The sequence below is a fragment of the Microbulbifer sp. ARAS458-1 genome, from assembly GCF_045348205.1.
In the GTDB taxonomy this organism is placed as follows: domain Bacteria; phylum Pseudomonadota; class Gammaproteobacteria; order Pseudomonadales; family Cellvibrionaceae; genus Microbulbifer.
The window spans coordinates 2,376,550-2,399,140 of the sequence record NZ_CP155838.1; the positions used below are offsets into that span (position 1 = coordinate 2,376,550).

Consider the following 22,591-nt stretch of genomic DNA (forward strand, 5'->3'; position numbering starts at 1 on the left):
TTCTGTCCAAAGTCATGGCTTTGGGTGGATTCTTATTAAAATAACTATTAGTCAATAGTCGTTAGTAATAAAAGGTTAATACTGCGCGGGCCCTAAATTCGGGCACCATTGTGTTGGGGGAGCGGTGTCGGAATTCCAGAATATCGGCCTGATTGGTCGTACGGAAAGCGAAAGTGCGGTTCTCTCGCTCAAACGCCTAATGGCGTTTCTCGAGCGGGAGGGCTACTCCGTCGTACTTGAAAAGAATACGGCGAATGATGTTGCAGGCCACAACGCTCGCGTATCCAGCAAAGACAAGCTTGGCGAGCTTTGCGATTTGGTAATCGTTGTAGGCGGTGACGGCAGTCTGCTGGCTGCGGCACGCGCACTGGCTAAATTTAGCGTCCCACTCCTTGGTATCAACCGTGGCCGCCTGGGCTTTCTGACCGATATCACTCCCGATGAAATTGAGCAAAAAGTAGGTGAAGTGCTTGCCGGCAAGTATATGGCCGAGAGTCGCTTTCTGCTCGATATGTCCGTTACCCGCGACGGCAAACCCGTCGGTAAAGGCTCCTCACTCAATGATGTGGTAATTCACCCTGGTGAATATATCCGCATGATCGAATTTGATCTGTTTATCGATGGTCAGTTCGTATATACCCAGCGCTCCGATGGCCTGATTGTCTCGACGCCGACAGGTTCTACCGCATATGCACTATCGGGTGGAGGCCCAATAATGCATCCAAAGCTGGATGCTATTGTGGTCGTGCCCCTTAATCCACATACGTTAAGCAGCAGGCCGATTGTCGTTGAGGGCAGTAGCGAATTCAAGCTTGTTGTTAGCGGGCATAATACAACGCACTCGTATGTAACTTGCGATGGGCATGATCAGGTAATCACGGAGCCGGGCGACGTGATTAGAATTCACAAAAAGCCGCACCGGCTGACACTGATCCATCCGATTGGCCACAATTTTTACGAGACGTGCCGTTCGAAATTGAACTGGCAAAATAATTAAAAGTACGTTTGAGGTATAAACTTCCAATGACGAGTATTACCCCCGTAATTTTATGCGGTGGCTCTGGAACACGGCTTTGGCCAAAATCCCGCAAAATGCTACCGAAGCAGCTTCTCAGTCTCACTGGGGAGCAAACCATGCTGCAGCAAACTCTCGAGCGTGTACGGGGATTCAATCGGCCAATTATTGTCTGCAATGAAGATCACCGCTTTATGGTGGCGCAGCAGGCCCAGGATATTGGCTTCGAAGATTTCACCATGATCACTGAACCGGCTGGTCGTAACACCGCCCCTGCGATCGCCTTTGCCGCTATTTCTGCCGCACGGCACGACGAGTCAACCAACCTGTTGGTACTTCCCGCAGACCACTTATTGGAAGACGTTGAGAGCTTCCACCGCGCTATTGATGTTGGCCTGCAGAAATCCACAAGTGGTGGCCTGGTGACGTTCGGAATAATACCGACCGCAGCGGAGACCGGCTACGGCTATATCCAGAAAGCAGAAGGGGAAGATGGGCAGGTTCTTCCTATTGCCCAATTTGTTGAGAAACCGGATAAGGCAACCGCAGAGCAATATATCGAGAGCGGAAATTATTACTGGAATGCCGGTATGTTTTTGTTTTCCGCAAAGAGCCTTCTGGCGGAGCTCGCGAGCCATGCACCAGCGATACACCGGACTTCGGTGGCGGCGATAGAAAATGCGAAAGTCGAGAGCGATTTCGTAAAGCTGCGGCTGGAAGACATTAATGCGATTCCTGAAGACAGTATCGACTACGCAGTTATGGAAAAAACAAATCGTGGCTTTGTTGTTCCGCTGGCGTGCGGCTGGTCAGATGTAGGCTCCTGGTCGTCTCTCTGGGAGGCATTGGAAAAGGACAAGGCAGGAAATGTTGCGCTTGGGGATGTAATTCTCGAAGACTGCAAAAACTCTCTGGTATTTGGTGAAGACCACCTGGTGGCCGCGGTAGGCATTGAAGACCTGGTGATCGTCGATACAAAGAATGCAACCCTGGTTGCGCCGAAAGATCGCGCCCAGGAAGTGAAGGCGATCGTCAGTAAAATCAAAACCGCTGGCCGTGACGAACACGAAATCCATCGGGAAGTGGTGCGACCCTGGGGCAAATACGATTCCATCGGTAGCGGCCCGCGTTTCCAGGTAAAGCGAATTACCGTCAATCCAGGTGCCAGCCTTTCACTGCAAATGCACCACCACCGCGCGGAACATTGGGTTGTGGTATCCGGAACTGCTGTTGTTGAAAGGGATGGTGAGCAAATAATGCTTTCTGAGAATGAAAGTGTGTATATCCCGATTGGCGCAAAGCACCGATTAAGCAACCCCGGTATCTTGCCTATTGAGCTAATTGAGGTGCAAAGCGGAAGTTATCTCGGAGAAGATGACATAGTGCGTTTTGATGATGTATATGGGCGAAACTGAGAAGAATTTGGGGGTATCTGTGAATAGCCAATCTCTAACGCGTCAGCCGGCGAATCTTATAGTTTGCTCATTGGGGTCGCCTATGGCATGTCAATGGAGTAGTTTGCTTGCCGAGGCGCTCAATAGAGAGTTCGTAGAAACTGGATGTGTTCACGGGCAAGCGGAGCCAATTGACCCGGGAAAAACTGTAGCACCCCGAATAGATTTTGTGCGAAATCCGAGTCTTATCAATACGAAGCTGCTTGAAGAGGCAATGGTGTTGCTGTTGGTTGAGTCGCCGTCCGAGTATGCCATTCGAAAACTGCAGCAGGGAAGTGCAGGCATCGACGAAGAGTTAGATGAATGGCTGCGGGAGTCGCAGAAACTCCTCGACCTTTTTCAGCGGAATCGTACTGCGTCAGCTGCTCTTTTTACTCAGGACGACCTGCGGAAAAGGCCTGCAGATTGCCTGGCGGTATTGAATAGCTGTGGGTTAGATATGGAAAAGTTGCCAGAATTTCCTGCGACTGCTGCCGACCCGATAATTGTTTCACTTGCTAATCTCTTGAGTGAGCGACACGTTCACAGCGGAAATTTATATAAGGAAATATTGGTTGCATCCTCCCTCCCTCGCCAAGACGACGAGTTAGATGCCGAAATTAAGCCTGACTTGAGCGTATTGACCACTTATTTGAATAAAACGGTCAATCGCGAAAATAAAATGGGGAAGTTTGCAATTGCTCCGAATGAGCTTCAATCAGATCTCGAATTAGCACATCTTCAGATTCACCAACTTCAGGAAGAGCTCGAGACATTGCATCTAGAATCAAGTCGCAAAGCAGAAATGACGGCTGGAGAGCTATCTGGTCAAAAGGATGCGACTGAACAAGACTTGAAAGCGGAGCTTGAATTGGCACTGTTGCAAATTCATCAGTTGCAAGAAGAGCTGGAGTTGTACTATCAGAAGTATCTCGATGAGAGCGCCAAAAGCAAACCCGCAGTAGTGCTGGATCAGTACGGCAGTGCTGGTGGTAGTGAGAGCCTGAGGGTATTGCGCATCGCCCGCAAAATGCAAAATAGCCCTGCTTTGGGCTAGTTCACGCAATGAATGCCATATCGGGAAACCGAGTGATTGTACTTGATCCGGCTTTGGGCCCGGAGGGGGGGCATCATGTGGCGCTTCTCGAGCGAGTCCACAGCGCGCTGGAATCTGGAGAGTGTTCCAGTCCGGTAGAGTTCTATTCCAGTCGAAAAATACGGAAAAGCCTTGAGCGATTCGCGACCGATCAGATACGGATTACCCCGTTTTTTGATACGAATTTTTATCGCTATTCCGCTACCCTGCCAAATATTGCCGAAGCCAACGGATTTATTGCAGCACTGGGAAAGGAGTACCTTGCGGCGCTTAAGCGCGTATTTACCGAAAGCGTGCTCATCGACGAGGCCGACCCTACCGCTCCGCAAAGAGCACATCGGAATGGGAAGTTAATAATTTTCTACCCCGCCATGCAGTGGGTGCACCTTATGGCTGTGCAATTCGCGTTACGGCTAATTGGTAGTGCAGTATCTGGTCATCAGGTAGAGCATCGGGTGTGTTTGATGTACAACCCGGGTAGGAATCACACTGGCGAAGTGATGAATGTCGCGGAATGGTTAAGTTACAAGATGGCCTGTAAGTCCATCGCGGCATACGCTAGCGTCAAATTGTACGCATCTGACTATGAATTGGCGGAACATTTTGGCCGGTTGCTAGAGCTGGATTCCCCATTGCCACTCCACCCGCAGTACCTGGCTGAAATGGGCGACTTGGCGGCACCACCAGCAGTGCAAAAGTCCGGAAAAAAAATTGGAATCTATTTTGGCGATGCAAAAAGTGACAAGGGTTTTAATCGGTTGCCTGAGCTTCTCGAACAAGTGATTCCCACTATTGGCGCCGATGACCAGGTAGTGATCCAGTATACCTCCCAGGGCAATTGCCCGCGGGTGCTGGCAGCAGAAGAAAAAATACGTAAGTTTGCTCAAGGCGAGCCGCGGCTAAGTGTGATTTCAAGATATTTACCTGCGGAAGAAATTCAAGCGATATTGTTCTCTCTGGATGTGTTTGTGTTCACATATGATGTGCATCACTATCAAAACAAGTCCTCGGGTTTCTTATGGCTACTCGCAGATAAAAGCTGCCAATTAATTTTCTTGGGGGAGTCTTGGCTGTCCCGGGAGGCAACACGCTTGCGGTTGAATGTATGCGTGTGTGCATTTAATCAATTGTCGGAAGTATTGCAAGGTTTGTTTGTCGAAGGCCGGTTGGCTTACAGTGAAGGTTCGAAGAATTCAAGTTCCGCGTATGGTGGCGTCGAAAGCGAATACCGGGAGCGATTGTTTGCCCCATTTTTCCAGTGGCTTTGTTCTGACCCTCGAAAAAAGCTCCAAGTGGGGCAGGCTTTAGGTGACCCCATGAGCTTTTTTTCGAATACCGAGTTTAGCTGGAGTGATAAATGCTGAATGATTTGCTATGCAGTCTGAAGCAGACTGGGGTGGCTGTTGAAAATGTGGTCTACCTTGGGGCGGGCACCTGCCCAGACTTTTATAAAATCAAAGAGCACCACCCGGCGCGCATAGTGATTTTCGAAACCAATAAACGGCACGCCGCTAAGCTCAGAAGCAGCTGTGGCTAGGAAGAACGGATGGTTGTAATGGGAAACCTGGTTGTTTCTGGAAAATATGTCACGGCCTAAATTTAAATTTTACAGAAGAATTTACGGATGTGTTTTCACTGGCCAATGTTACTGGTGATTCTGACAGGTCAGGAATGGCTGTTGAGCCTAGAGCTAGGGCTACTCTAGGGGATGAGTTGGCCGGAGAAATTCTATCTTCAAAATAGTTTAAAAATCTGATTAATAAATTAGGCTATAAAAATTTCAAGGAACAGTAGTAGATGTCTTCTTTGGTTGTCACCAGTATAAATCCCCATGCGAAAATTGAGCGGCAAAGGCTTTGCTTTGATCGGTGGAAATTGCTGGGGTATGAAATACTAACTTTCAATTCGGAGGGTGAAGCCAGTCTTTTGCTCGACTCTGGGTTCGCGCAGGAGAATGTCGTCATTATTGATGAGGAAGAAACGGCTTCCCCCTTATTTGATAAACGAATTCCTCGTATTATGCCGGTCTTGCGCCGGGCTATCGACTTAAATTTCAGTAACTATTTTTTGGTGAATTCGGACATATACGCCTCGCACAGGAAGCCAGTAAGTTCACTATTGTCATCGTTTGGTGAGAGTGTTGCGTTAACCCGGAATGAATGCGTGAACTTGGCGTATCACAAGTACAGTGATTCATCGCCTTATCGTGGCGGGCTAGATGTCTTTTACTTCACCAAATCTGGATTGCGGGAAACTTTTGACAAGCTCTCTAGCAGCCCGGTATCTGAAAGAATGACCTTCGGAGTTCCAGGTTGGGACTATTTTTTAGGGCATACAATTTTGATGCGGGGAGGCTTGATTATGGACGGTGAGGTATTCCTTCACCAGTCGCATCAAACATCCTATGGCGCTATCGATGAATTCAAATATTATTCTGAACAAATGCTGAGTTCAGGGTTGTATCGGGAGAAAGAGGTAGCCTCTTTAGCGGGAGAGTTCGCGCAGAAGATCACTACAGAGTGCGAAAGGAATTTCATTTCGTCTAGGCTTCTGAAGCGCATGTATTACCAAGGTTCTCTAGTAACGGATCTAAATGTGGCGGATGACCGGTTAACTTCTGTTATCCATAGTTTGACCGAAATCTTAGGCAGTCATGGGGTAAGTTTTTCTCCCACTGATGCCTTTAGAGGCTTTCTTTGTGGGCAATTGCAAGGTGTTAACTGGGCGGCGGCGTCGGCATTTAGAGAAAATGAGATGCGGACCCTTCCTGTAATTCAGGGTGGGTTTATCTTATTGCTATCGCTGGTATTGATAAATAGAGAGTTGGGCAGGTTAAGGATTTCTACCCGCTATCCTGATGGAAGCCTGCATGGGGTGGAGCTCCAGCAGATTATGACGAATACGGCTGGGACTGATAGATTACGTCACTTGCTCGATCTTTTTGCTTCAGAACTAATTGAACACTCTATTTTCAATAAAGAATTGTTCAAATATTTTGTGCTTAGCTCGCTCTCGGCGCGTACGTTCAACACCTGTTCAGCCCTTTTATCAACAGTTCGGAAGAGTTATTAAGCAATGACTAAACTTCGTAAACCTCTTCAGGTGCAATCTGTTTTGCCGTGGGAAGCCGCTTTGAATATAGACTCTTCGGGTGCTGATCTGCCATCAATTTCCATTGTGATTCCTATATACAATTCAGCTAAATTTCTAGAAAAGACACTACGTAGTCTGCTCTGTAATGACCTTTCAGGTGTAGAGGTTATCCTGATGGATGGAGGGAGTAGTGATAATACAATGGAGATTGTCGAACATTACAAGGATATGTTTATGCATATTCAAAGTAAATCAGACGATGGTCAGTCAGATGCGATCAATAAAGGATTTGATATAGCTACTGGTGAAATTTTGTATTGGCTAAATGGTGATGACATTATTTTGCCGAATACTCTAAGCAAGGTTCGCAGCTATTATCGTGACCACCCTGATTGTGATGTTTTGGTCGGTAACGCATACATGACCGAACTAGACTTCGCCCCCATCAATCACTTTGTGTTTTCAGAAGAGAAGTTGAAGTTTCGATACCTGCTTGATTACGCTAGGAATCATTTGATTCAGCCTAGTGTATTTTTTACTCGACGAGCTTGGGGTTCCGCAGGTCCATTGGACATAAATGACCACTATGCGATGGATGCCGATTTATTTATCGGTATGGCAAAGTCATTTGATATGCACCATATAGACGAAGATATCGCGTATAGCGTTTATCACGAGGACTGTAAAACGAGAGGTGCCAGAGCAGAGTCGATTACTTCTTTGGCTCTTGTGCAAGCGAAGCATGGCGGCTTATCGGAAGCTAAAGCCACTCTAGGAATTCTTATCGGTTTATACAAGGATCTCGAGACTGAGTCTAAAAGTAACAATGGTGGCGGGGCAAGGGTAAAGGCACTGGAAGCCAAGTTGTCGTGGATGGAGGCACATATAGAGAAGCAGCGCGAACTTTGTCTGCATGCGGATCTGGAGGCGCACTCGTGAAAATTGCGATACTTTCTAGCGCATCGGCCGGTGGTGCCGGTATCGCAGCCTTTAGGATTTATGAGGCGCTTTCGGAATTTACCGAACACGATGTCGATTTCTTTGATATTAGTACCTTAGGACAGGTAGATCCAGAAGTATCGCCTAACTATAGTGCAACGAATCAAAGAATCACAAACACACATTTTACAGTTGACTATGGAAGTGATGTGCGACAATGGGTGATAGATCTACTGTCAGAATATGATGTGCTGAACGTCCAGTGGGCAAGCTACTTGATTTCGTTGGCTGAAATCTATGAGCTAGCACGTATTGGAAAGAAGATAGTATTTACGTTACATGATTTTTATTACCTGACTGGAGGCTGCCATTACCCGGCGGGCTGTAGCGGTTTTCTAAACGACTGTATTGGATGCCCACAGGTAGATGAGAGGAAGTGTGCCCAGAAGGATGTAGTTGGCGCCAAAAGGCTTAAGAAAAATATCTTTGAGTTCAATAATGTCCATTTATCAGCCCCGAGCCAATTTATCGTTGATAATGCAATCGCCGCTGGCATCGTTCCCCGTGAACGCGCGCATGTACTCAGGAATGCTTACCAGCCGATTTGTCATGTCGAGAACGCGGGACAACGTGATAAAAGGTCAATTCTTTTAATTGCCGACTCTTTTGATGAGCAGAGAAAGGGCCTGGCTCTCGCTGTTGATGCTCTCAAGCTCGCATCGGAGGATCTTGTCGGTTTAACTCCCAGTATTATTTTGCACCTCGTTGGGGGCCTTGATGAAACGGTTCTTGAGCGCCTGAACGGAACCGGAATACAGGTAATTACTCACGGCCATGTTAAAGAGCATGAAAAGTTGGTGCGAATCTTTATGCGGTGCCAGTATATTTTGAGTTGCTCTTATGAGGACAACTGGCCAAATATACTGGTTGAGGCTGGCAGTTATGGTTGTATTCCAATTGTGGGCCGATGGCACGGATGTGAAGAGTTTGTTGCTGAATTTTCATGCGGCTATGTCGCTAGCAACTATTCACCCGAAGCGTTTTCATCGGTGCTCGTAAGGGCTGTTGGCGATAAGATTGTGCCCACTGTGGATACTTTGAACGAATATGTCTTGTCGGTTAGGGGTGATCATCTTCCTGTGAAGGTTTCACAGCAATATATAGAGATATTTAATGTGATAGGAAACTCTCTCGATGGTCAGGACTTCCGGGAAGTGGAGGGTTTAGGGAAGTGCTTTTCATCTAATTATATCTTCACTATAGACATTAGTGGAGAGCGGTGTGTCATTTTTCCAAATGAAGATAGATTAAGATTTGAGGTTGTTCCGTCCCCGTTCGGCCCTATCCAGTGGAGCACTGATCGCTTTTTAGGTTTGTCTGGAAAGGAATGTTTTGAACAGTTGTTGAGTGGAGAAAGTGACCGCTCGTATGGGTTGGCGAGGCTGAAAATTCGGAGTTTTAAATGAAAGTAGTGCTTCATATTGGTACAGAGAAAACTGGGACGACCAGTATTCAGAAATTTATAAAGCGCAATCGTGAAGCACTTTCGGATCAGAATGTGTTTGTTGTCCCAAGTATTCTGGGCGATGGCAATAACTTCGAGTTTGTTTTGGCATCGTCTATTGATCCTGGAAGCGATTTAGGTCGCCATAGGCCCGGGACCTATCCTGCGTACCAAGATCAACAGCGTAAGTGTGTTTGCAAAACTATCCAAGAGTTACCGGAGAATGCTACATTGCTATTATCTTCTGAGCACTTTTCCTCTAGATTGTCTAGTAAACGCGATATTGAAATTTTAAAATCGCTCTTCCCTGATTCTGTTGACTTTGAAATCGTCGTATACCTAAAGCGACAGGATGACCTTTATTTGGGATCGTTCTCGGAAGCGATTAAGGCTGGTGTTCCATTTTCCAAAATTGCCAGGATGGGGGATGTAATGTCTAGTGAAAGGTATGGTTCGGCGTATTATAATTATAAAAACCTATTGAGTAATTGGCTGTCTGTATTTGACGAAGCGTCTCTAAATGTTCGGCTTTATGACGGTGCATGTAAATCTGCAAGTGGTCTTATGGGGGATTTTTCACGGGTTATTAACTTTGAAAGTGCCGATTTTTTAGAGGGAGTTGAGCAGGAGAACAGATCTCTTTCACCGGAGTCTTTATTTTCAATTGGCGCTCTGTGTGATAAGTACAGGCATATTCCTCGTGTCAAAATAATATCTATCCTTCAGAAAGTTGATCCATTTGAGAAGGGAGCTTTCTTTGAGTCTGAGTCTTTGAGCGAGTTTTTTAGTAAATTTAAGGAGTCAAACTCTTGGGTTTCGAATCAGTTTTTTGAGGGTGTTCCGATTTTTGAAGATGTGATTCGCGAGGTTAGATGTTTTGATATAAGTAATCGAGAAGCTAGGGAAAGCAGTTTAAATTACGTAATGACTGCGTTCGATGAATATTTAGATTGTGAAGGCGAGCTTCAATGATTAAGAATGCGCTGTGGATATCTTCTTATCCAAAATCAGGGAATACATGGATTCACTCTGTAATCCGCGAGGCGGGCCGGAAATACGGGTTTCCGGGCTCTGACCTTGATGTGTATAATTTGATTTCTAAAAACCTATCACCGTGTGAATGTCCGGCTGTATCAAGGAGTGTGATCGGATCACCATGTGCCGTACTAAAAACACATTCCCCATTTTACGGCGGAAATTTGCATAAAGAACTTGATCTAGATGCGAGTGCATTTGTTCATATTGTCAGGAATCCTTTGGATGTGCTGCTTTCTTACATCAATTTTTCTAGGATTCAATATGCTAAAAATATCGGGAAAACTGGGTGGGCTCGATTATTCTTTATAGAGCTTCTAGGTTTCAAGGATACCGTGGACTTTGAAAAGTGGAAAAGTGTAACCTTGGATGATATCCCGCGTGATAATCTTGATCATGCTTTGAGGTACTTTTCCGAGAGTAATGGATTTCTTCCCACACTAAAGATAGGTGGCGCTTGGTTCGATCACGGGAAAAGCTGGATGAAGGCGGGTGAGGTTATGCCATCTGTTCATTTGCGTTATGAAGATTGCGTTTCAGACAGTTGTTCTTTTAACTCTGTTCTTAAACTCTTTGAGTTTGAGGAAAGTGACCTCCATGCGGCTATTGATGTCGTTCAAAAGCGCACACAACAGCTAAAGTTAAATGAGGGTAGTGACAGTAAAAGGAATGTGTTTTTCAATAAGATGTCGGCTTATTATTATCTTGACTATTTTTCGCCCGCTGCGGTTAGTGAATTTATTTCTCGCCATATTGATGAGCTTAGTTATTTAGGGTATTCCGATTTGCCGCAAAAATAGTGATTTTTGGTGGTATGGGGTCTGACATATATATCTTGTCCCTGCTTCGCTCCCCAAAGTTAGAGCAGTCAATTGTTCTATTCGCTGTTTATCTGACCTTGGAATAGGTGTTTACTTGGGTTGCTTATTCAAGTCGTACATGTGGTAATGGCATGATATTTATGGCGGGGAGGTGGAATTGCCTTGGTTGCCAGAAGTTTTATGTGAATTAGCTGTTGTTGATGAAGTATTGTAAGGCTTCCGATCGTTAGACCTGTGCTAAAACTCGGTAGTAAAGTTAGCGGAATTGAATTGTGAGGTATGTGTGAAAAAAGCTTTAATTACAGGTGTGACTGGTCAGGATGGCTCATATTTGGCCGAGTTCTTGCTTGAGAAAGGTTACGAGGTTCACGGCATCAAGCGCCGTGCGTCTTTATTTAATACCGAACGCGTCGATCATATCTATCAAGATCCCCATGAGAAAAATCCGCGTTTTTTCCTCCATTACGGAGATTTAACTGACTCGTCGAATCTGACTCGCATTCTAAAGGATGTGCAACCGGACGAAGTGTACAACTTGGGTGCACAGTCCCACGTAGCGGTTTCCTTTGAAGCACCCGAGTACACGGCGGACGTGGATGCCATGGGCACCTTGCGGCTGCTGGAGGCGATCCGTTTCCTGGGCCTGGAAAAAAAGACCCGCTTTTATCAGGCTTCGACTTCCGAGCTTTATGGCTTGGTCCAAGAGATTCCGCAAAAGGAGACCACGCCTTTCCACCCGCGCTCACCCTATGCTGTGGCTAAGATGTACGCCTATTGGATTACGGTCAATTATCGTGAGTCCTACGGCATGTATGCCTGTAACGGGATCTTGTTCAATCATGAGTCCCCTCGCCGTGGTGAAACCTTTGTAACCCGCAAGATTACCCGAGGTATTTCCAATATTGCGCAAGGTCTTGAGGCCTGTCTGTATATGGGCAATATGGATGCTCAGCGTGACTGGGGGCATGCGAAGGATTACGTGCGCATGCAGTGGATGATGCTGCAGCAGGAAGTGGCCGATGACTTCGTGATCGCTACCGGCAAGCAGATTTCGGTGCGTGAGTTTATCCGTATGTCTGCTCGGTATGCTGGCATTGAACTGGAGTTTTCCGGTAAGGGTGTGGACGAGATCGCGACGGTCAGCGCGATCACGGGAGATAATGCGCCAGGCGTTTCTGTTGGTGACGTAATCGTGCGAGTAGATCCCCGCTATTTCCGCCCTGCAGAGGTTGAGACACTCCTGGGCGACCCTTCCAAAGCCAAGGAGAAATTGGGGTGGGTACCAGAAATCACCGTTGAAGATATGTGTGCGGAAATGGTGGAGGCCGACCTCGCCAAGGCTAAGCAGCATGCGTTGCTCAAGAAGCACGGCTTTGATGTGTCCGTGGCTAAAGAGTAGGGCGGGGTTGATATGAGCAAGAAACGGGTTTTTGTCGCCGGTCATCGTGGGATGGTCGGTTCTGCGATTATTCGTCAGCTTGAGCTTCGCGATGATGTTGAGTTGGTTGTGCGCTCTCGTAATGAGCTGGATCTGATCAGTCAAAACGCAGTATTGGCGTTCTTCTCCAGCGAGCGGATCGACGAAGTGTATCTGGCTGCCGCCAAGGTGGGTGGTATCCATGCCAACAATACGTATCCCGCAGAGTTCATCTACGAGAACCTGATGATGGAATGCAATATCATCCACGCCGCGCATCTTGCCGGTGTGGAGAAGCTGCTGTTCCTGGGCTCTTCTTGTATCTATCCCAAAGAAGCGGAGCAGCCGATGGCAGAGTCTGCGCTTCTGTCGGGGCCGCTTGAGTCCACCAACGAGCCCTATGCGGTTGCCAAGATAGCCGGTATTAAACTCTGCGAATCCTACAATCGCCAGTACGGACGCGACTATCGTTCGGTCATGCCCACCAACCTGTATGGGCCCAATGACAATTTTCACCCGGAAAACTCCCATGTAATCCCCGCGCTACTGCGGCGCTTTCATGAGGCGAAAGAGCGTGGAGATGCGGAAGTCGTAGCCTGGGGTAGCGGTACACCGATGCGGGAATTCCTGCACGTAGACGATATGGCCGCGGCCTCTGTGTTTGTTATGGAGTTGGATCGGGCGTGCTACAGCGCGAAAACCGAGTCCATGCTGAGTCATATCAACGTCGGCACCGGTGTGGATTGTACGATCCGTGAGCTGGTCGAAACGGTCGCAGAAGTAACGGGGTTCTCGGGATCTATACGGTGGGATACCAGTAAGCCCGATGGCACCATGCGCAAGCTCATGGATGTGGATCGCTTGTCGAAGCTTGGCTGGCGGGCCTCTATCACCCTTAGAGATGGGCTGCAACAGGCCTATTCATGGTTTCTCGAGAATCAGGCGGATTTCCGCCGATAGCACCTCTATCTGCCGGGCGTAACCGCCCGGTCTCATTTCCCCTGTAATTCGCTCTCAAATTTGGCCGTACACGGCTGATTCCCCTCGGGTTCGTGGGTATAATTCTACGTTTTTAAAATGAAGGCCATTTGACCGGGTACGCGTTGGCGTGATGCGGTCGGGAATACAGTTGGAGTACAAAAAATGAGCAGTATTGAGCGCGGTGAAGTTGAAGCGATGGCCGACGATTTACGCTATTTTGAGGCGCTGGTGAAAGATAATGCCCAAGCGCTACAGGCAAGAGTGTTGGCCGCTGTAGAAGCCAGTGCGAACCCCTATGATCATTTGAAGGCTGTGGCGGACGTGCTCGTTGAGAACCAGGCGCAAATGTCTGCTCGAATTAAGATATTAGAGCAAGTGTTGCTTAGCAAGGCCGTTGTAGAAGCGCGGACACCTGCGATGGCGCAACCGGTAGCGGAACATAACTACGCGCCTCAGGCGCGAGTAGAGGTATCCGCGGCGGTATTTGGTGAAAACCAGAATATGTACGGAGTTGAATATACGCCCGAAGGCCTTGCCTATAGTTGGACCGGGCCAGCACCGGAGATCGTGTTTGACGTGCCGGTACTGCGAAATGTCGACAAGGTGTTTCGGCTGGGGTTTATCTCCGCGATGGATGATGACGAGTTGCTTAAAGAGGCCAAAATCCTCGTAGATGGGCAGGCGCAACAGGTGGATCTCGATTTCGACGGTCAGACGCGCGGCCTGACCTGTCGTGTACCGGCGAGTGAGGGTGCTCGGGCTACGCGGATTGAAGTAAAACTGGTCCGTACATTAAGCCCCGCGGAAATAGGTAATGGCGAAGATCAGCGAAAGCTTGGACTTGCGGTCACTGGGTACCGGGTTTGCGATGGAGAAGGTCAGTCCAACTGACTGGCAGTTGGTAGCTTCGCGTGAGAAAACTGATTTTACATTACCACCTGTTCAAGAATGCAGGTTCATCGATTGATGAGATCCTTCGTCAAAGTTTTGGCGATACCTGGTTAAAGTTTGATAAAGAGACTTCCTCGGCAAAGATTCTGCCCGCGGATATGCAGGGGTTTATCGATCGACATCCGACGGCACGGGCGATTTCCTCCCACCAGGCGATGCCACCTCTGCCCCAGGGGGAGTATGAAGTCTTCCCGTTGGTGTTCCTTCGCCACCCGCTCGATAGAGCGCGCTCTGCGTACCTTTTCGAGTGGAAAAAGCAATTGGGGTTAGCTGAACCGAAGGGTACTTTTGCGGAATACGTTCGGGAGAAACTGGACCCGCAAAACCATGGTCCTATTGCTGATTTTCAAGTATTGCAACTGTCGAACGAATCAGTTGAAGGTGACAAACCACGGCATGCAACCACTGGTGAAGCGCGTTTGGAGCGAGCAAAAAGGTTTCTTGAAGAGCTGGCTTTCTTCGGTCTGGTTGAGCGGTTCCACGAGTCATTGCTGCGTATGCACTTTTGCCTGCAGTACCATTTCCCCGAGCTAAAAGTCATAAATAGACAGATAAATACTACCCAGGTTGCTGCGCAGCAGTTGGAAGATAAATTGATGACTGTTCGACGGGAACTTGGTGAAGCGCTTTACGGGGAGCTTTGTGATCGAAACAAGTACGATCTGGAGCTGTATAAATTTGCGTGCGTCCGCTTCGATTCGGTCGTTCCTAGAGAAAGTTGATTTTTAATATTCGGGGGTTTTATGAGTGATTCTGTAGAGCAGCTGTTGCTGGATAAATACAAGTCAGAAAAAGAGAAAGGTGAATATCTGTTTCACCGTTTGTGCGTTTCCTATGCCAAGGTTTATATGTTTCGGCGGTCGATTTTAGGGCGCTTGATCGGCCATGTTGAGCGTGTTGTCCGCTATGCGACCTTTCGAGCATCATCAAAAAGCGAATTGACGCAACTATACGAGGCTGCATTACAGTTTCAGGAAGAGCGTGGAGTCGATTTTCACACCGTATTGAAAGAACACGCAAAAAGTGCCTGAATCGGCAATTATGGATGTATTTAAGCCCAATGAATGAAACGTTTAGTGAGCGACCCGAAGTACTAGAGCCTCAAATCAGCAATGATATTGAAGCAGAAAGTGAGAAAAACGCGTATCTGGCCGGAGAGCTTGAGCACTTTTCTTCGGGTATGAGTCAGGTTGCGCAGAGCAAAATCGGTAAGGTAGCACTGGCGCTTGAGGCCTTTGGCCGCCGAATTCCGCTGGTGGGGGGGCGGCGTTATTTGGACGAGGCTCTGGATATCGCACGCTTGCCGGCAGACGAGAGAACCAGCTTCGCCCACATGGTTTCGCCAGCAGCGATTGGTTCGCATCGCTCAGAGTATCTATCGTCTGCGTATGCCCAATTCATTGAGAGTGTTATCCCGGCTGACCCAGAGCTACTTGACGAAGAGGATCTTCAAGCTCTGGAAGATGTAAATTCTCAGCTATATCAAAAGGTGGTACATCAGCAGGCCGCTATCGGAAGCGCGTTACGTGGCATGCGGGGGGCATTCAATCGGTTGGCAGATTGGGCGGCTGCAAAGCTGACGCGCCGAAGCGGGAAGGCCGGTTATCTTTGGAGCCTTTGGTCCGACTATAAAAGCTTTAAGTGCGACCATGGGGAAGATCTTGCGGCAGCAGAAAGCCGTGGATTTAATCGATTAAAGTATCTCATTCAGGTTTTACGGTACGCGCTGGCCAACCCTTACGCATGCCTACACATTTTTACCTGGCATCGCTTTAAACGCTTGGTGCGCGTACTCCTCGGAATAGAAAAATTGAATGGCGCCGCCTGGATTGAGCAGCGCTTCCCGCTAGATGCAAATGTGGCAGAGAAACCGGTGATTTTCCCGGTTGACGAAGTGTCTTCTGGGTCTGTAGAACTCACCTTTCCAGCGTACGAGAACCCACTGGTCAGCATTATTATTCCGGTGTACAACCAGTACCCCACCACGTTGTCCTGTCTGCAATCTGTTCTGGCACACACCAGTGATATTCCATATGAAGTGATCATTGCCGATGACCGCTCGAGTGATATTACGGAGTCCATCGGAGATCGCATAAAAAATATTCGTGTTGTGCGCAACGATGTTAACCTGGGCTTTTTGAAAAACTGCAACAACGCCGCGAGATTTGCTGAGGGGCGTTATCTTGTCCTTTTGAATAATGACACCAATCCGCAGCCAGGTTGGTTGCAATCACTATTGGATGTGGTCTCAACGCAGAAAAACGTCGGACTAGTTGGTCCCAAGCTGCTATTTGAAGATGGAGTATTGCAGGAAGCGGGTGGCATTATCTGGCGCGATGCGAGTGGCTGGAACTATGGTCGAGGCCAAAATCCGGACTTACCCGAGTTCAATTATGTTCGGGACGTAGATTATATCTCTGGTGCCTGTGTGCTGCTTGAAAAGGGGTTGTGGGATGAGCTAGGGGGCTTCGATGAGCGTTTTTGTCCCGCTTATTATGAAGATACGGACCTTGCGTTCGAGATCCGAGCTCGCGGTTTGCGTACGGTTTACCAGCCCGCATCGAAGGTGGTGCATTTTGAAGGTGTAAGCCACGGTAGCGATATCAATTCTGGCATCAAGAAGCAGCAGCGTATTAATCAAGTGGTATTGCGCAAGAAGTGGAAGGCTGAGCTCGAAGCGAATAGCTGCGATGTGGGTGTTGATGTGTTCGATGCTCGGGAAAGAGCGGGCGATCAGCCTACAGTGCTGTTTATCGACCACTACGTACCTTTTTACGATAAGGATGCCGGCTCCAGATCGACCTTCCTCTATGTGAAAACCATGGTTGAAATGGGGATTCGGGTTAAATTTTTAGGGGCAAACTTCTTTCCTCACCAGCCATATACCGAGACCCTTCAGCAACTTGGTGTTGAAGTGCTTTATGGTGAAACAATAGCTCGGAACTGGAAACTCTGGCTTGAGGAGAACGCAAAATACCTTGATGTCATTTATCTGCACCGGCCACATATTACCGAAGATTTTATAGCGGAAATTAAGGCGCTTAAGAACTGTCCGCGCTTGGTTTACTTTGGGCATGATCTTCATTACCTGCGTACAGAGCGTGAAGCAGTGGTCGCTGGTGACGAAAAACTAAAGAAAGCTGCGGAAAGCTGGAAGGCGCGCGAAATCCGGATTTTTCAGCAAGTGGATACCGTGCTCTATCCATCGGATGTTGAAGTGGATGCTGTTCGGGAAATCGCACCTGCTACGGATGTCGCGCAATTACCTCTATATGTGCTCGACTCTACAAATATCGATCCGTACGAGTTTTCTGCTCGAAAAGACTTACTGTTTGTCGGTGGTTTTACCCACACTCCGAATGTTGATGCGGTCCTGTGGTTTATAAGTGAGGTGATGGAGAAGGTACGTGCCGTTGACCCTGAGGTGCGCCTTCATGTCGTTGGCTCCAATGTTCCTGATGAAATCAGTGATCTTGCTTCAGCAAATGTAATAGTGCACGGCTTTGTGAGTGATGCCGAGTTAGAGCAGCTTTACCGTGCTGTTCGCGTTTGTGTGGTTCCTCTTCGTTACGGTGCCGGTGTGAAGGGGAAAGTTCTTGAAGCATTGCAAGCCGGTGTGCCATTGGTTACGACACCAATCGGTGCAGAGGGAATTCCAGCATCCGAAACAGTTATGGCCGTTGCTGAGAGTGCCGATGATTTCGCACACGAATTGATAGCGCTATATACCAAAGAATCCCTTTGCGAGAAGCAGTTGGCTGAGCGTCCGGGTTTTATTGAGCAATTCTTCAGTAAGGAAGTGGTCAGAGGCGCTATTGATAGGCATATTTTGTGCGGTATTGACGAATGACGGGATAGCGGTGCCCCCTGAATGCACACAAAGGAATAGTCCAGCTATTTGGTTGCGTTTGGAGTCTTAACGTTGTTTTTAGCGTGTCCGGCACTAATAGAATGAGTTGTATTTTCTATGAAGAGTCTTATTAACAGCACAGCGGCACTTTTTGCTAGCCGTAGAAAGATTTGCCGGCAGTTTATCGTCGTAGCACCTGCTCGATTTTTCTCCGACGTTCTAGTGAGTTTTATAAAAAGCTTTCTTGAACTGTTTGTTTTTATTTTGCCGATTAAAATCGTTCTGATTTTGGCTGCGCCGCAGATGCCTGTAATGTTTGACAGGTTTGTGCCCGGAATCTCCCGGGCCGAATGGGCTGGGATTCTCACGGCCCTGATTGTGGTCCTCCATATCGTAGTGTTGATACAGGACTGGTATTTAAATCAATCGGCGGATAAGTATGCGAGAAAATTTTCTTTTTTGCATAAAAAGGGACGTTTTACGGGCAATGATTTTCTGATTTCGGCATACAACGGCATTGTAAGTGCAAGAGGAAGTACATTTCTGCTGTTGGCATTGAGCCTGGTGATCGGGTTTGTATATCTGGACTTCCTGGCATTTTTGGTTGTTGCGCTAGGCTTTGTGGTGGTGGCCGCTGCAATGTTGGCTTCGGCCTCCAGTAAATTTCGTGATGCTTTTCTTGATAGTCCGCCCACAATATTGGGCAGAGCCTCAAATCTGATCTTTATCGCTTGTTTCTGTTTTCTGGTCTATGCCTTCGTTCTCTCTGAACGGCCACCGGAGTTTCTCCAAGGGGTTGTATCTATAATCCTGGGTAGAAGGCTGTTGGGAGCAGTGACTCAGAAAGCGAGTAATCTTGTCTGGTTTAGTAAGAAGAAAGCTGCAGTTCAGAAGCTGTTCTATCGTGGGCATACAGAGTTACCGGGGGCGGGTAGCAGTGGTGCCTTTATTGACAAAATGTCACAAGGCTCACTGGAAGAGTTTACTTCTGAAGCCTTGAGCGCGCTCGGGGTACAGGTTGGCTTGGACTCCACCTGTGATTGGGTCGAGTCACCTTTTCCCTGGATGAGTCTTGTTCAATGTCGTTCTGGCGATACAGATTTGTTGCTTAAGGTTTATGAAAGCAATAAGGCGAGAGCAGCAAAAAACGAGCTGGAACTATACCCCGATCTCGAGACCTTGGGGGTTATCCCGAAGTTCATTGGGGTAACCGAGGTAGATGGCTATCAGGTCCATGCATTTGAGCTGGCCGCGGGTTGGAACTTTACTCGAGATCGGGACACGATCATCAGTGTGCATTCTAGGCTTCAACTATTTACTTTTGACTCGGCGTTAGTTGAAGAGTATTGCTCGGTCCATCCTACGCTGACAGATCGGATTAACCCTGTTCTACTGTCTCGGCTTTCGCTTTTAGCCGATTCTGACGAAAAAATCAGGCTTGACTCTCTTGTTAAGCAGCTTCCTGCCATATCCGAAAGGATCAAGGCTTTACCTCTCAGCCTGGTGGTTCAAGATCCGGTTGTTAAACAGTTGACTCTTCATGATGATGGTCGCGATTGCTTGTTGGGCCTGGGCGACTGGAAATTGGAGCCGCTCGGATTCCATCTATGGCCTTCAGACTCACCCGAGAAAATTGCTGAAAACGTTATCTCAGCACACGCGGGTTATGAAGAAGGTGATATAGCTGAGGCTGCCCTGGATATTCAGTTTTGCAGTTTGCTCGCAGTTTTGGAGCGTCACTGTAGAGGCGGACGTTTACGCGAAGGGATCAAGGTTGTGAACCAGATCCTAGCGCTACTGGAGACTCAGAGTGTGGGTAGCGAGGAATTGTTTACCTCAGCTTGAGCCCGGATCGGCCAATGCGACTCCTATGGTGCCGATGGCTCGCCGTTTACAAATTGTAGCGTTTTATTTACACCCGATACAAAGCCGGGTAAAGCAGAATTGATGGATAGTGGTTTTATGCGTTTAGTTATTACTCATGGGCATATTTTCAAGAATGCCGGAACAACGTTCGATTGGGCTCTGCAGCGATACTTTGGCGCTGCATTCTGCGATCATCGCGATGACCGCCCAATGCGTCAGCGTGGGGTTGAATACCTTCAGGAGTTTTTGGTTGATAACCCCGAAGTTAAAGCAATTTCTTCTCATCATATGTGTGATACCTCAGGGTTGCAGGGCATGCAATCGATGCCCGTATTTTTTCTGCGACACCCTCTACTACGCGTACTTTCTGTATACAGTTTCGAGCGCAAGCAGAAATCTGATACGCCGGGTGCTGAGGCAGCAAAGAAATATGATTTGAAAGACTATATCAAATGGCGTATGGAGCCGGAGGTGGGCCGTACGATTCGTGATTACCAAGTGGCATATCTTGCGTCAGAGTGCAAAATTCGGAATTCTCAAATTATCGGAATCAAGCACCTTGCCGCTGCGGCTAAAAGGCTCAATGACGGATCACTTGTAGGTCTCGTAGAGGATTTTGATCGTTCTATGGCGCTGATTGAGTTAGAACTCGGCAAGTATTTTCCAAGTTTTGACTTAAGTTATGTGCGTCAGAATACGACGCGTTCCCTGAAGGCAGAGCAACGCAGTATTAATTATCTGGCCGAGGAAATTGGGGATGAGGTTTTTGACCTGTTGGTTGAAAACAATAGTTTTGACCTGGCTTTATATCGTATGGCTAAAGAATCTCTTTCCCAGAGAATCGCCAAAATTGAAGACTTTGCAGTGCGCTTTGAAGATTATCGCAGTAGATGTGAGCAGCTGAGTCTCGGTAAAAGGCGCGCTTAATCAATTTGGCCGAGTAAAAAGACTACCGCGCATCTGGTTTGTATGTAAACCGGTCGCAGTAGGCTGGGAGCTCTTTAGGAACTTATTCGGACTACTTGCCGAAGGGCAGGCCTCTGTCAAAGAGATCTGTTAGCGGGTGGCTTGAGACTTATTATGATTGCAAGATTTGTTCGTTCAATATTCGGTCAGCGACAGGAAGAGTCGACAAGGTCACGCTGGTGCGAAAGTTATTTGGGACCGGCTATATATGGCATAGATACCATGCCTTTCGAGATTTATGTTGGAAAAAAAATCTCAGAAGTAAAAATCGATCTTGCAGATACAAACCATCTTCACCTGGCAGATGTTCTCTTCAATATCCATAGTACGTGGGTTTCATTAAAGGTTTATGACAATCTGTCTTTTGAGCAAAGTTCTGTCGTTAAAAATGACAGAGCTTTCGATATCGCTTCGTTAGCCAATGGTACGAGTGCCTTTTTTTCTACCCGAATGGAAGAAAACCCACATGTCATTGTGCGTTTTCCACATGACATTGAGTTAGAGGCGCTAAGGATTGTTAACCGACGAGATGGTCTTTGGCACCGGGCCCGAAACCTTCGGGTTTCTGTTTGCGCTGATGGGAGATGGTATCCTATTTACGATGGCTCTGACCTCCAGTCTCGCCTAACGTGGTTAAAACGAGCCGTTGAAAACCTTCCTGTTTCTGATTCACCTCCGGTTGATGTTTGTAATTTGCTTTCTGAGCTTCAGAATTGCATCTGCACTAGTCCGTTAGCCATTGAATCCTGTTATGGGATAGTCGAGAGGTTCGGGGCAGAGTATCAGTTTCCATCTAGTAGTATCGAATCGGTAGACTTCTTTAGTTCTAGTTTGGCCCGCTACCTATCCAGTGTAATTAGCTTCTTCGAGTCGGGGCTAAGCTTTTTTGCGGCACGTTTTTCCATCAATATGCTGGTATGCCATGGTTATCGAAGAGATGCATTTAGACTCTACTCTATTGCCGCCCGTTCTTTATCTGAAGCCGAATTAAAATGCATCGAGGAAGATGTCGAAGTTATTGGGTACAAGAAGTATCAACACCCTTTAATTCCTGCAGCTCATACCTTTGCCCGTCCTTTGTCCAGTTATCCCCGCGAAACCTTACTTGATACTATTGATGCAGTTGTGAAGTGTCTGCATGATTCTGATAAGGCTTTGTTGCTTTGTTATGGAACGTTATTGGGTTTCTATCGAGATAATGACTTTATTGCCCACGATGATGACATTGACTTGCTGTGTATCACGAACGTAGGGCGGGAAGGATTATACGAAGTTGCAAAAGAAATTGTAGGAATTTTAAGCGAAGTTGGATTTCGGGCGCAGATAAACTTTAATAATCGCCGTGAAGGCTTACCATTTGTTCAAGTGTTTTCCAAGTTGCATAAAGTGCATCTGGATATTTTCTTGGCGTTCGAGTCCGGCGGAGAGCTGTCGCTTCCGATGCGGAACGTTAACTATTCCAGTGTTCCCGCGTCCATATTACAGCCTGTTACAACCAAAGAGTTCTTTGGCCGGGAATACCAGGTACCTGCGGACATTGAGGGATTTTTGGTTGCGCGCTATGGGGTGAACTGGAATGTACCAGATAAGCACTTCCGCGCGAATGAGCATGGAAAGCGCTAAA

Annotated in this window: 18 protein-coding genes; all 18 read left to right on the forward strand. The window is 47.5% G+C overall.

What is annotated here, in order from left to right; genetic code table 11:
* Nucleotides 1–124: 124 nt before the first annotated feature.
* The 18 genes from AAFH99_RS09785 to AAFH99_RS09870 all read left to right on the forward strand — a co-directional run bounded on the left by AAFH99_RS09785 (nt 125) and on the right by AAFH99_RS09870 (nt 22,590).
* Nucleotides 125–997 carry an NAD(+) kinase gene (locus tag AAFH99_RS09785; RefSeq protein WP_406827617.1) on the forward strand — a complete coding sequence of 291 codons (873 nt, stop codon included), beginning with the start codon at nt 125–127 and terminating at the stop codon, nt 995–997.
* A 26-nt stretch (nt 998–1,023) separates the two neighbouring features.
* Nucleotides 1,024–2,430: a mannose-1-phosphate guanylyltransferase/mannose-6-phosphate isomerase gene (locus AAFH99_RS09790; protein WP_406827619.1), complete on the forward strand. Its 1,407-nt coding sequence runs from the start codon at nt 1,024–1,026 to the stop codon at nt 2,428–2,430.
* Between the two features lie 103 nt (nt 2,431–2,533).
* Nucleotides 2,534–3,505 carry a hypothetical protein gene (locus AAFH99_RS09795; protein ID WP_406827621.1) on the forward strand — a complete coding sequence of 324 codons (972 nt, stop codon included), beginning with the start codon at nt 2,534–2,536 and terminating at the stop codon, nt 3,503–3,505.
* A 32-nt stretch (nt 3,506–3,537) separates the two neighbouring features.
* Nucleotides 3,538–4,908, forward strand: a complete 1,371-nt coding sequence (locus AAFH99_RS09800) for a hypothetical protein (RefSeq protein ID WP_406827622.1) — start codon at nt 3,538–3,540, stop codon at nt 4,906–4,908.
* A gap of 433 nt (nt 4,909–5,341) precedes the next feature.
* Nucleotides 5,342–6,616, forward strand: a complete 1,275-nt coding sequence (locus AAFH99_RS09805) for a hypothetical protein (protein WP_406827624.1) — start codon at nt 5,342–5,344, stop codon at nt 6,614–6,616.
* 3 nt (nt 6,617–6,619) lie between these two features.
* Nucleotides 6,620–7,576 carry a glycosyltransferase family 2 protein gene (locus AAFH99_RS09810; RefSeq protein WP_406827625.1) on the forward strand — a complete coding sequence of 319 codons (957 nt, stop codon included), beginning with the start codon at nt 6,620–6,622 and terminating at the stop codon, nt 7,574–7,576.
* The gene (locus AAFH99_RS09815) at nt 7,573–9,042 is read left to right on the forward strand and encodes a glycosyltransferase (RefSeq protein ID WP_406827626.1); all 1,470 of its coding nucleotides are present in this window, start codon (nt 7,573–7,575) and stop codon (nt 9,040–9,042) included. The genes AAFH99_RS09810 and AAFH99_RS09815 overlap by 4 nt, the downstream gene beginning before the upstream one ends.
* The gene (locus AAFH99_RS09820) at nt 9,039–10,052 is read left to right on the forward strand and encodes a hypothetical protein (protein ID WP_406827627.1); all 1,014 of its coding nucleotides are present in this window, start codon (nt 9,039–9,041) and stop codon (nt 10,050–10,052) included. The genes AAFH99_RS09815 and AAFH99_RS09820 overlap by 4 nt, the downstream gene beginning before the upstream one ends.
* Nucleotides 10,049–10,915, forward strand: a complete 867-nt coding sequence (locus tag AAFH99_RS09825; protein WP_406827628.1) for a sulfotransferase domain-containing protein — start codon at nt 10,049–10,051, stop codon at nt 10,913–10,915. The genes AAFH99_RS09820 and AAFH99_RS09825 overlap by 4 nt, the downstream gene beginning before the upstream one ends.
* 304 nt (nt 10,916–11,219) lie before the next feature.
* Complete coding sequence (gmd, locus tag AAFH99_RS09830) at nt 11,220–12,335, forward strand: GDP-mannose 4,6-dehydratase (RefSeq protein ID WP_406827629.1); 1,116 nt, start codon at nt 11,220–11,222, stop codon at nt 12,333–12,335.
* Between the two features lie 12 nt (nt 12,336–12,347).
* Nucleotides 12,348–13,313, forward strand: a complete 966-nt coding sequence (locus AAFH99_RS09835) for a GDP-L-fucose synthase family protein (protein ID WP_406827630.1) — start codon at nt 12,348–12,350, stop codon at nt 13,311–13,313.
* A gap of 183 nt (nt 13,314–13,496) precedes the next feature.
* Nucleotides 13,497–14,225 (forward strand): hypothetical protein, encoded by a 729-nt coding sequence (locus tag AAFH99_RS09840; RefSeq protein WP_406827631.1) that lies wholly within the window; start codon nt 13,497–13,499, stop codon nt 14,223–14,225.
* A gap of 20 nt (nt 14,226–14,245) precedes the next feature.
* The gene (locus AAFH99_RS09845; RefSeq protein WP_406827632.1) at nt 14,246–15,007 is read left to right on the forward strand and encodes a hypothetical protein; all 762 of its coding nucleotides are present in this window, start codon (nt 14,246–14,248) and stop codon (nt 15,005–15,007) included.
* A 21-nt stretch (nt 15,008–15,028) separates the two neighbouring features.
* The gene (locus AAFH99_RS09850; RefSeq protein WP_406827634.1) at nt 15,029–15,316 is read left to right on the forward strand and encodes a hypothetical protein; all 288 of its coding nucleotides are present in this window, start codon (nt 15,029–15,031) and stop codon (nt 15,314–15,316) included.
* Between the two features lie 29 nt (nt 15,317–15,345).
* The gene (locus AAFH99_RS09855; protein ID WP_406827635.1) at nt 15,346–18,135 is read left to right on the forward strand and encodes a glycosyltransferase; all 2,790 of its coding nucleotides are present in this window, start codon (nt 15,346–15,348) and stop codon (nt 18,133–18,135) included.
* Between the two features lie 117 nt (nt 18,136–18,252).
* Entirely contained in the window at nt 18,253–19,980 is a 1,728-nt protein-coding gene (locus AAFH99_RS09860) for a hypothetical protein (protein ID WP_406827636.1), read from the forward strand.
* A 102-nt stretch (nt 19,981–20,082) separates the two neighbouring features.
* Nucleotides 20,083–20,928 (forward strand): hypothetical protein, encoded by an 846-nt coding sequence (locus tag AAFH99_RS09865; RefSeq protein ID WP_406827638.1) that lies wholly within the window; start codon nt 20,083–20,085, stop codon nt 20,926–20,928.
* A 261-nt stretch (nt 20,929–21,189) separates the two neighbouring features.
* Nucleotides 21,190–22,590: a LicD family protein gene (locus AAFH99_RS09870; protein ID WP_406827639.1), complete on the forward strand. Its 1,401-nt coding sequence runs from the start codon at nt 21,190–21,192 to the stop codon at nt 22,588–22,590.
* The last annotated feature ends 1 nt before the right edge of the window (nt 22,591 follow it).

Excerpts from the sequence above, each read along its gene's own strand:
- AAFH99_RS09790 (WP_406827619.1), top strand. The coding sequence starts at position 1,024 with ATGACGAGTATTACCCCCGTAATTTTATGCGGTGGCTCTGGAACACGG.
- AAFH99_RS09805 (WP_406827624.1), top strand. The coding sequence starts at position 5,342 with ATGTCTTCTTTGGTTGTCACCAGTATAAATCCCCATGCGAAAATTGAG.
- AAFH99_RS09810 (WP_406827625.1), top strand. The coding sequence starts at position 6,620 with ATGACTAAACTTCGTAAACCTCTTCAGGTGCAATCTGTTTTGCCGTGG.
- AAFH99_RS09820 (WP_406827627.1), top strand. The coding sequence starts at position 9,039 with ATGAAAGTAGTGCTTCATATTGGTACAGAGAAAACTGGGACGACCAGT.
- AAFH99_RS09825 (WP_406827628.1), top strand. The coding sequence starts at position 10,049 with ATGATTAAGAATGCGCTGTGGATATCTTCTTATCCAAAATCAGGGAAT.
- AAFH99_RS09835 (WP_406827630.1), top strand. The coding sequence starts at position 12,348 with ATGAGCAAGAAACGGGTTTTTGTCGCCGGTCATCGTGGGATGGTCGGT.
- AAFH99_RS09840 (WP_406827631.1), top strand. The coding sequence starts at position 13,497 with ATGAGCAGTATTGAGCGCGGTGAAGTTGAAGCGATGGCCGACGATTTA.
- AAFH99_RS09850 (WP_406827634.1), top strand. The coding sequence starts at position 15,029 with ATGAGTGATTCTGTAGAGCAGCTGTTGCTGGATAAATACAAGTCAGAA.
- AAFH99_RS09855 (WP_406827635.1), top strand. The coding sequence starts at position 15,346 with ATGAATGAAACGTTTAGTGAGCGACCCGAAGTACTAGAGCCTCAAATC.
- AAFH99_RS09860 (WP_406827636.1), top strand. The coding sequence starts at position 18,253 with ATGAAGAGTCTTATTAACAGCACAGCGGCACTTTTTGCTAGCCGTAGA.
- AAFH99_RS09865 (WP_406827638.1), top strand. The coding sequence starts at position 20,083 with ATGGATAGTGGTTTTATGCGTTTAGTTATTACTCATGGGCATATTTTC.
- AAFH99_RS09870 (WP_406827639.1), top strand. The coding sequence starts at position 21,190 with ATGCCTTTCGAGATTTATGTTGGAAAAAAAATCTCAGAAGTAAAAATC.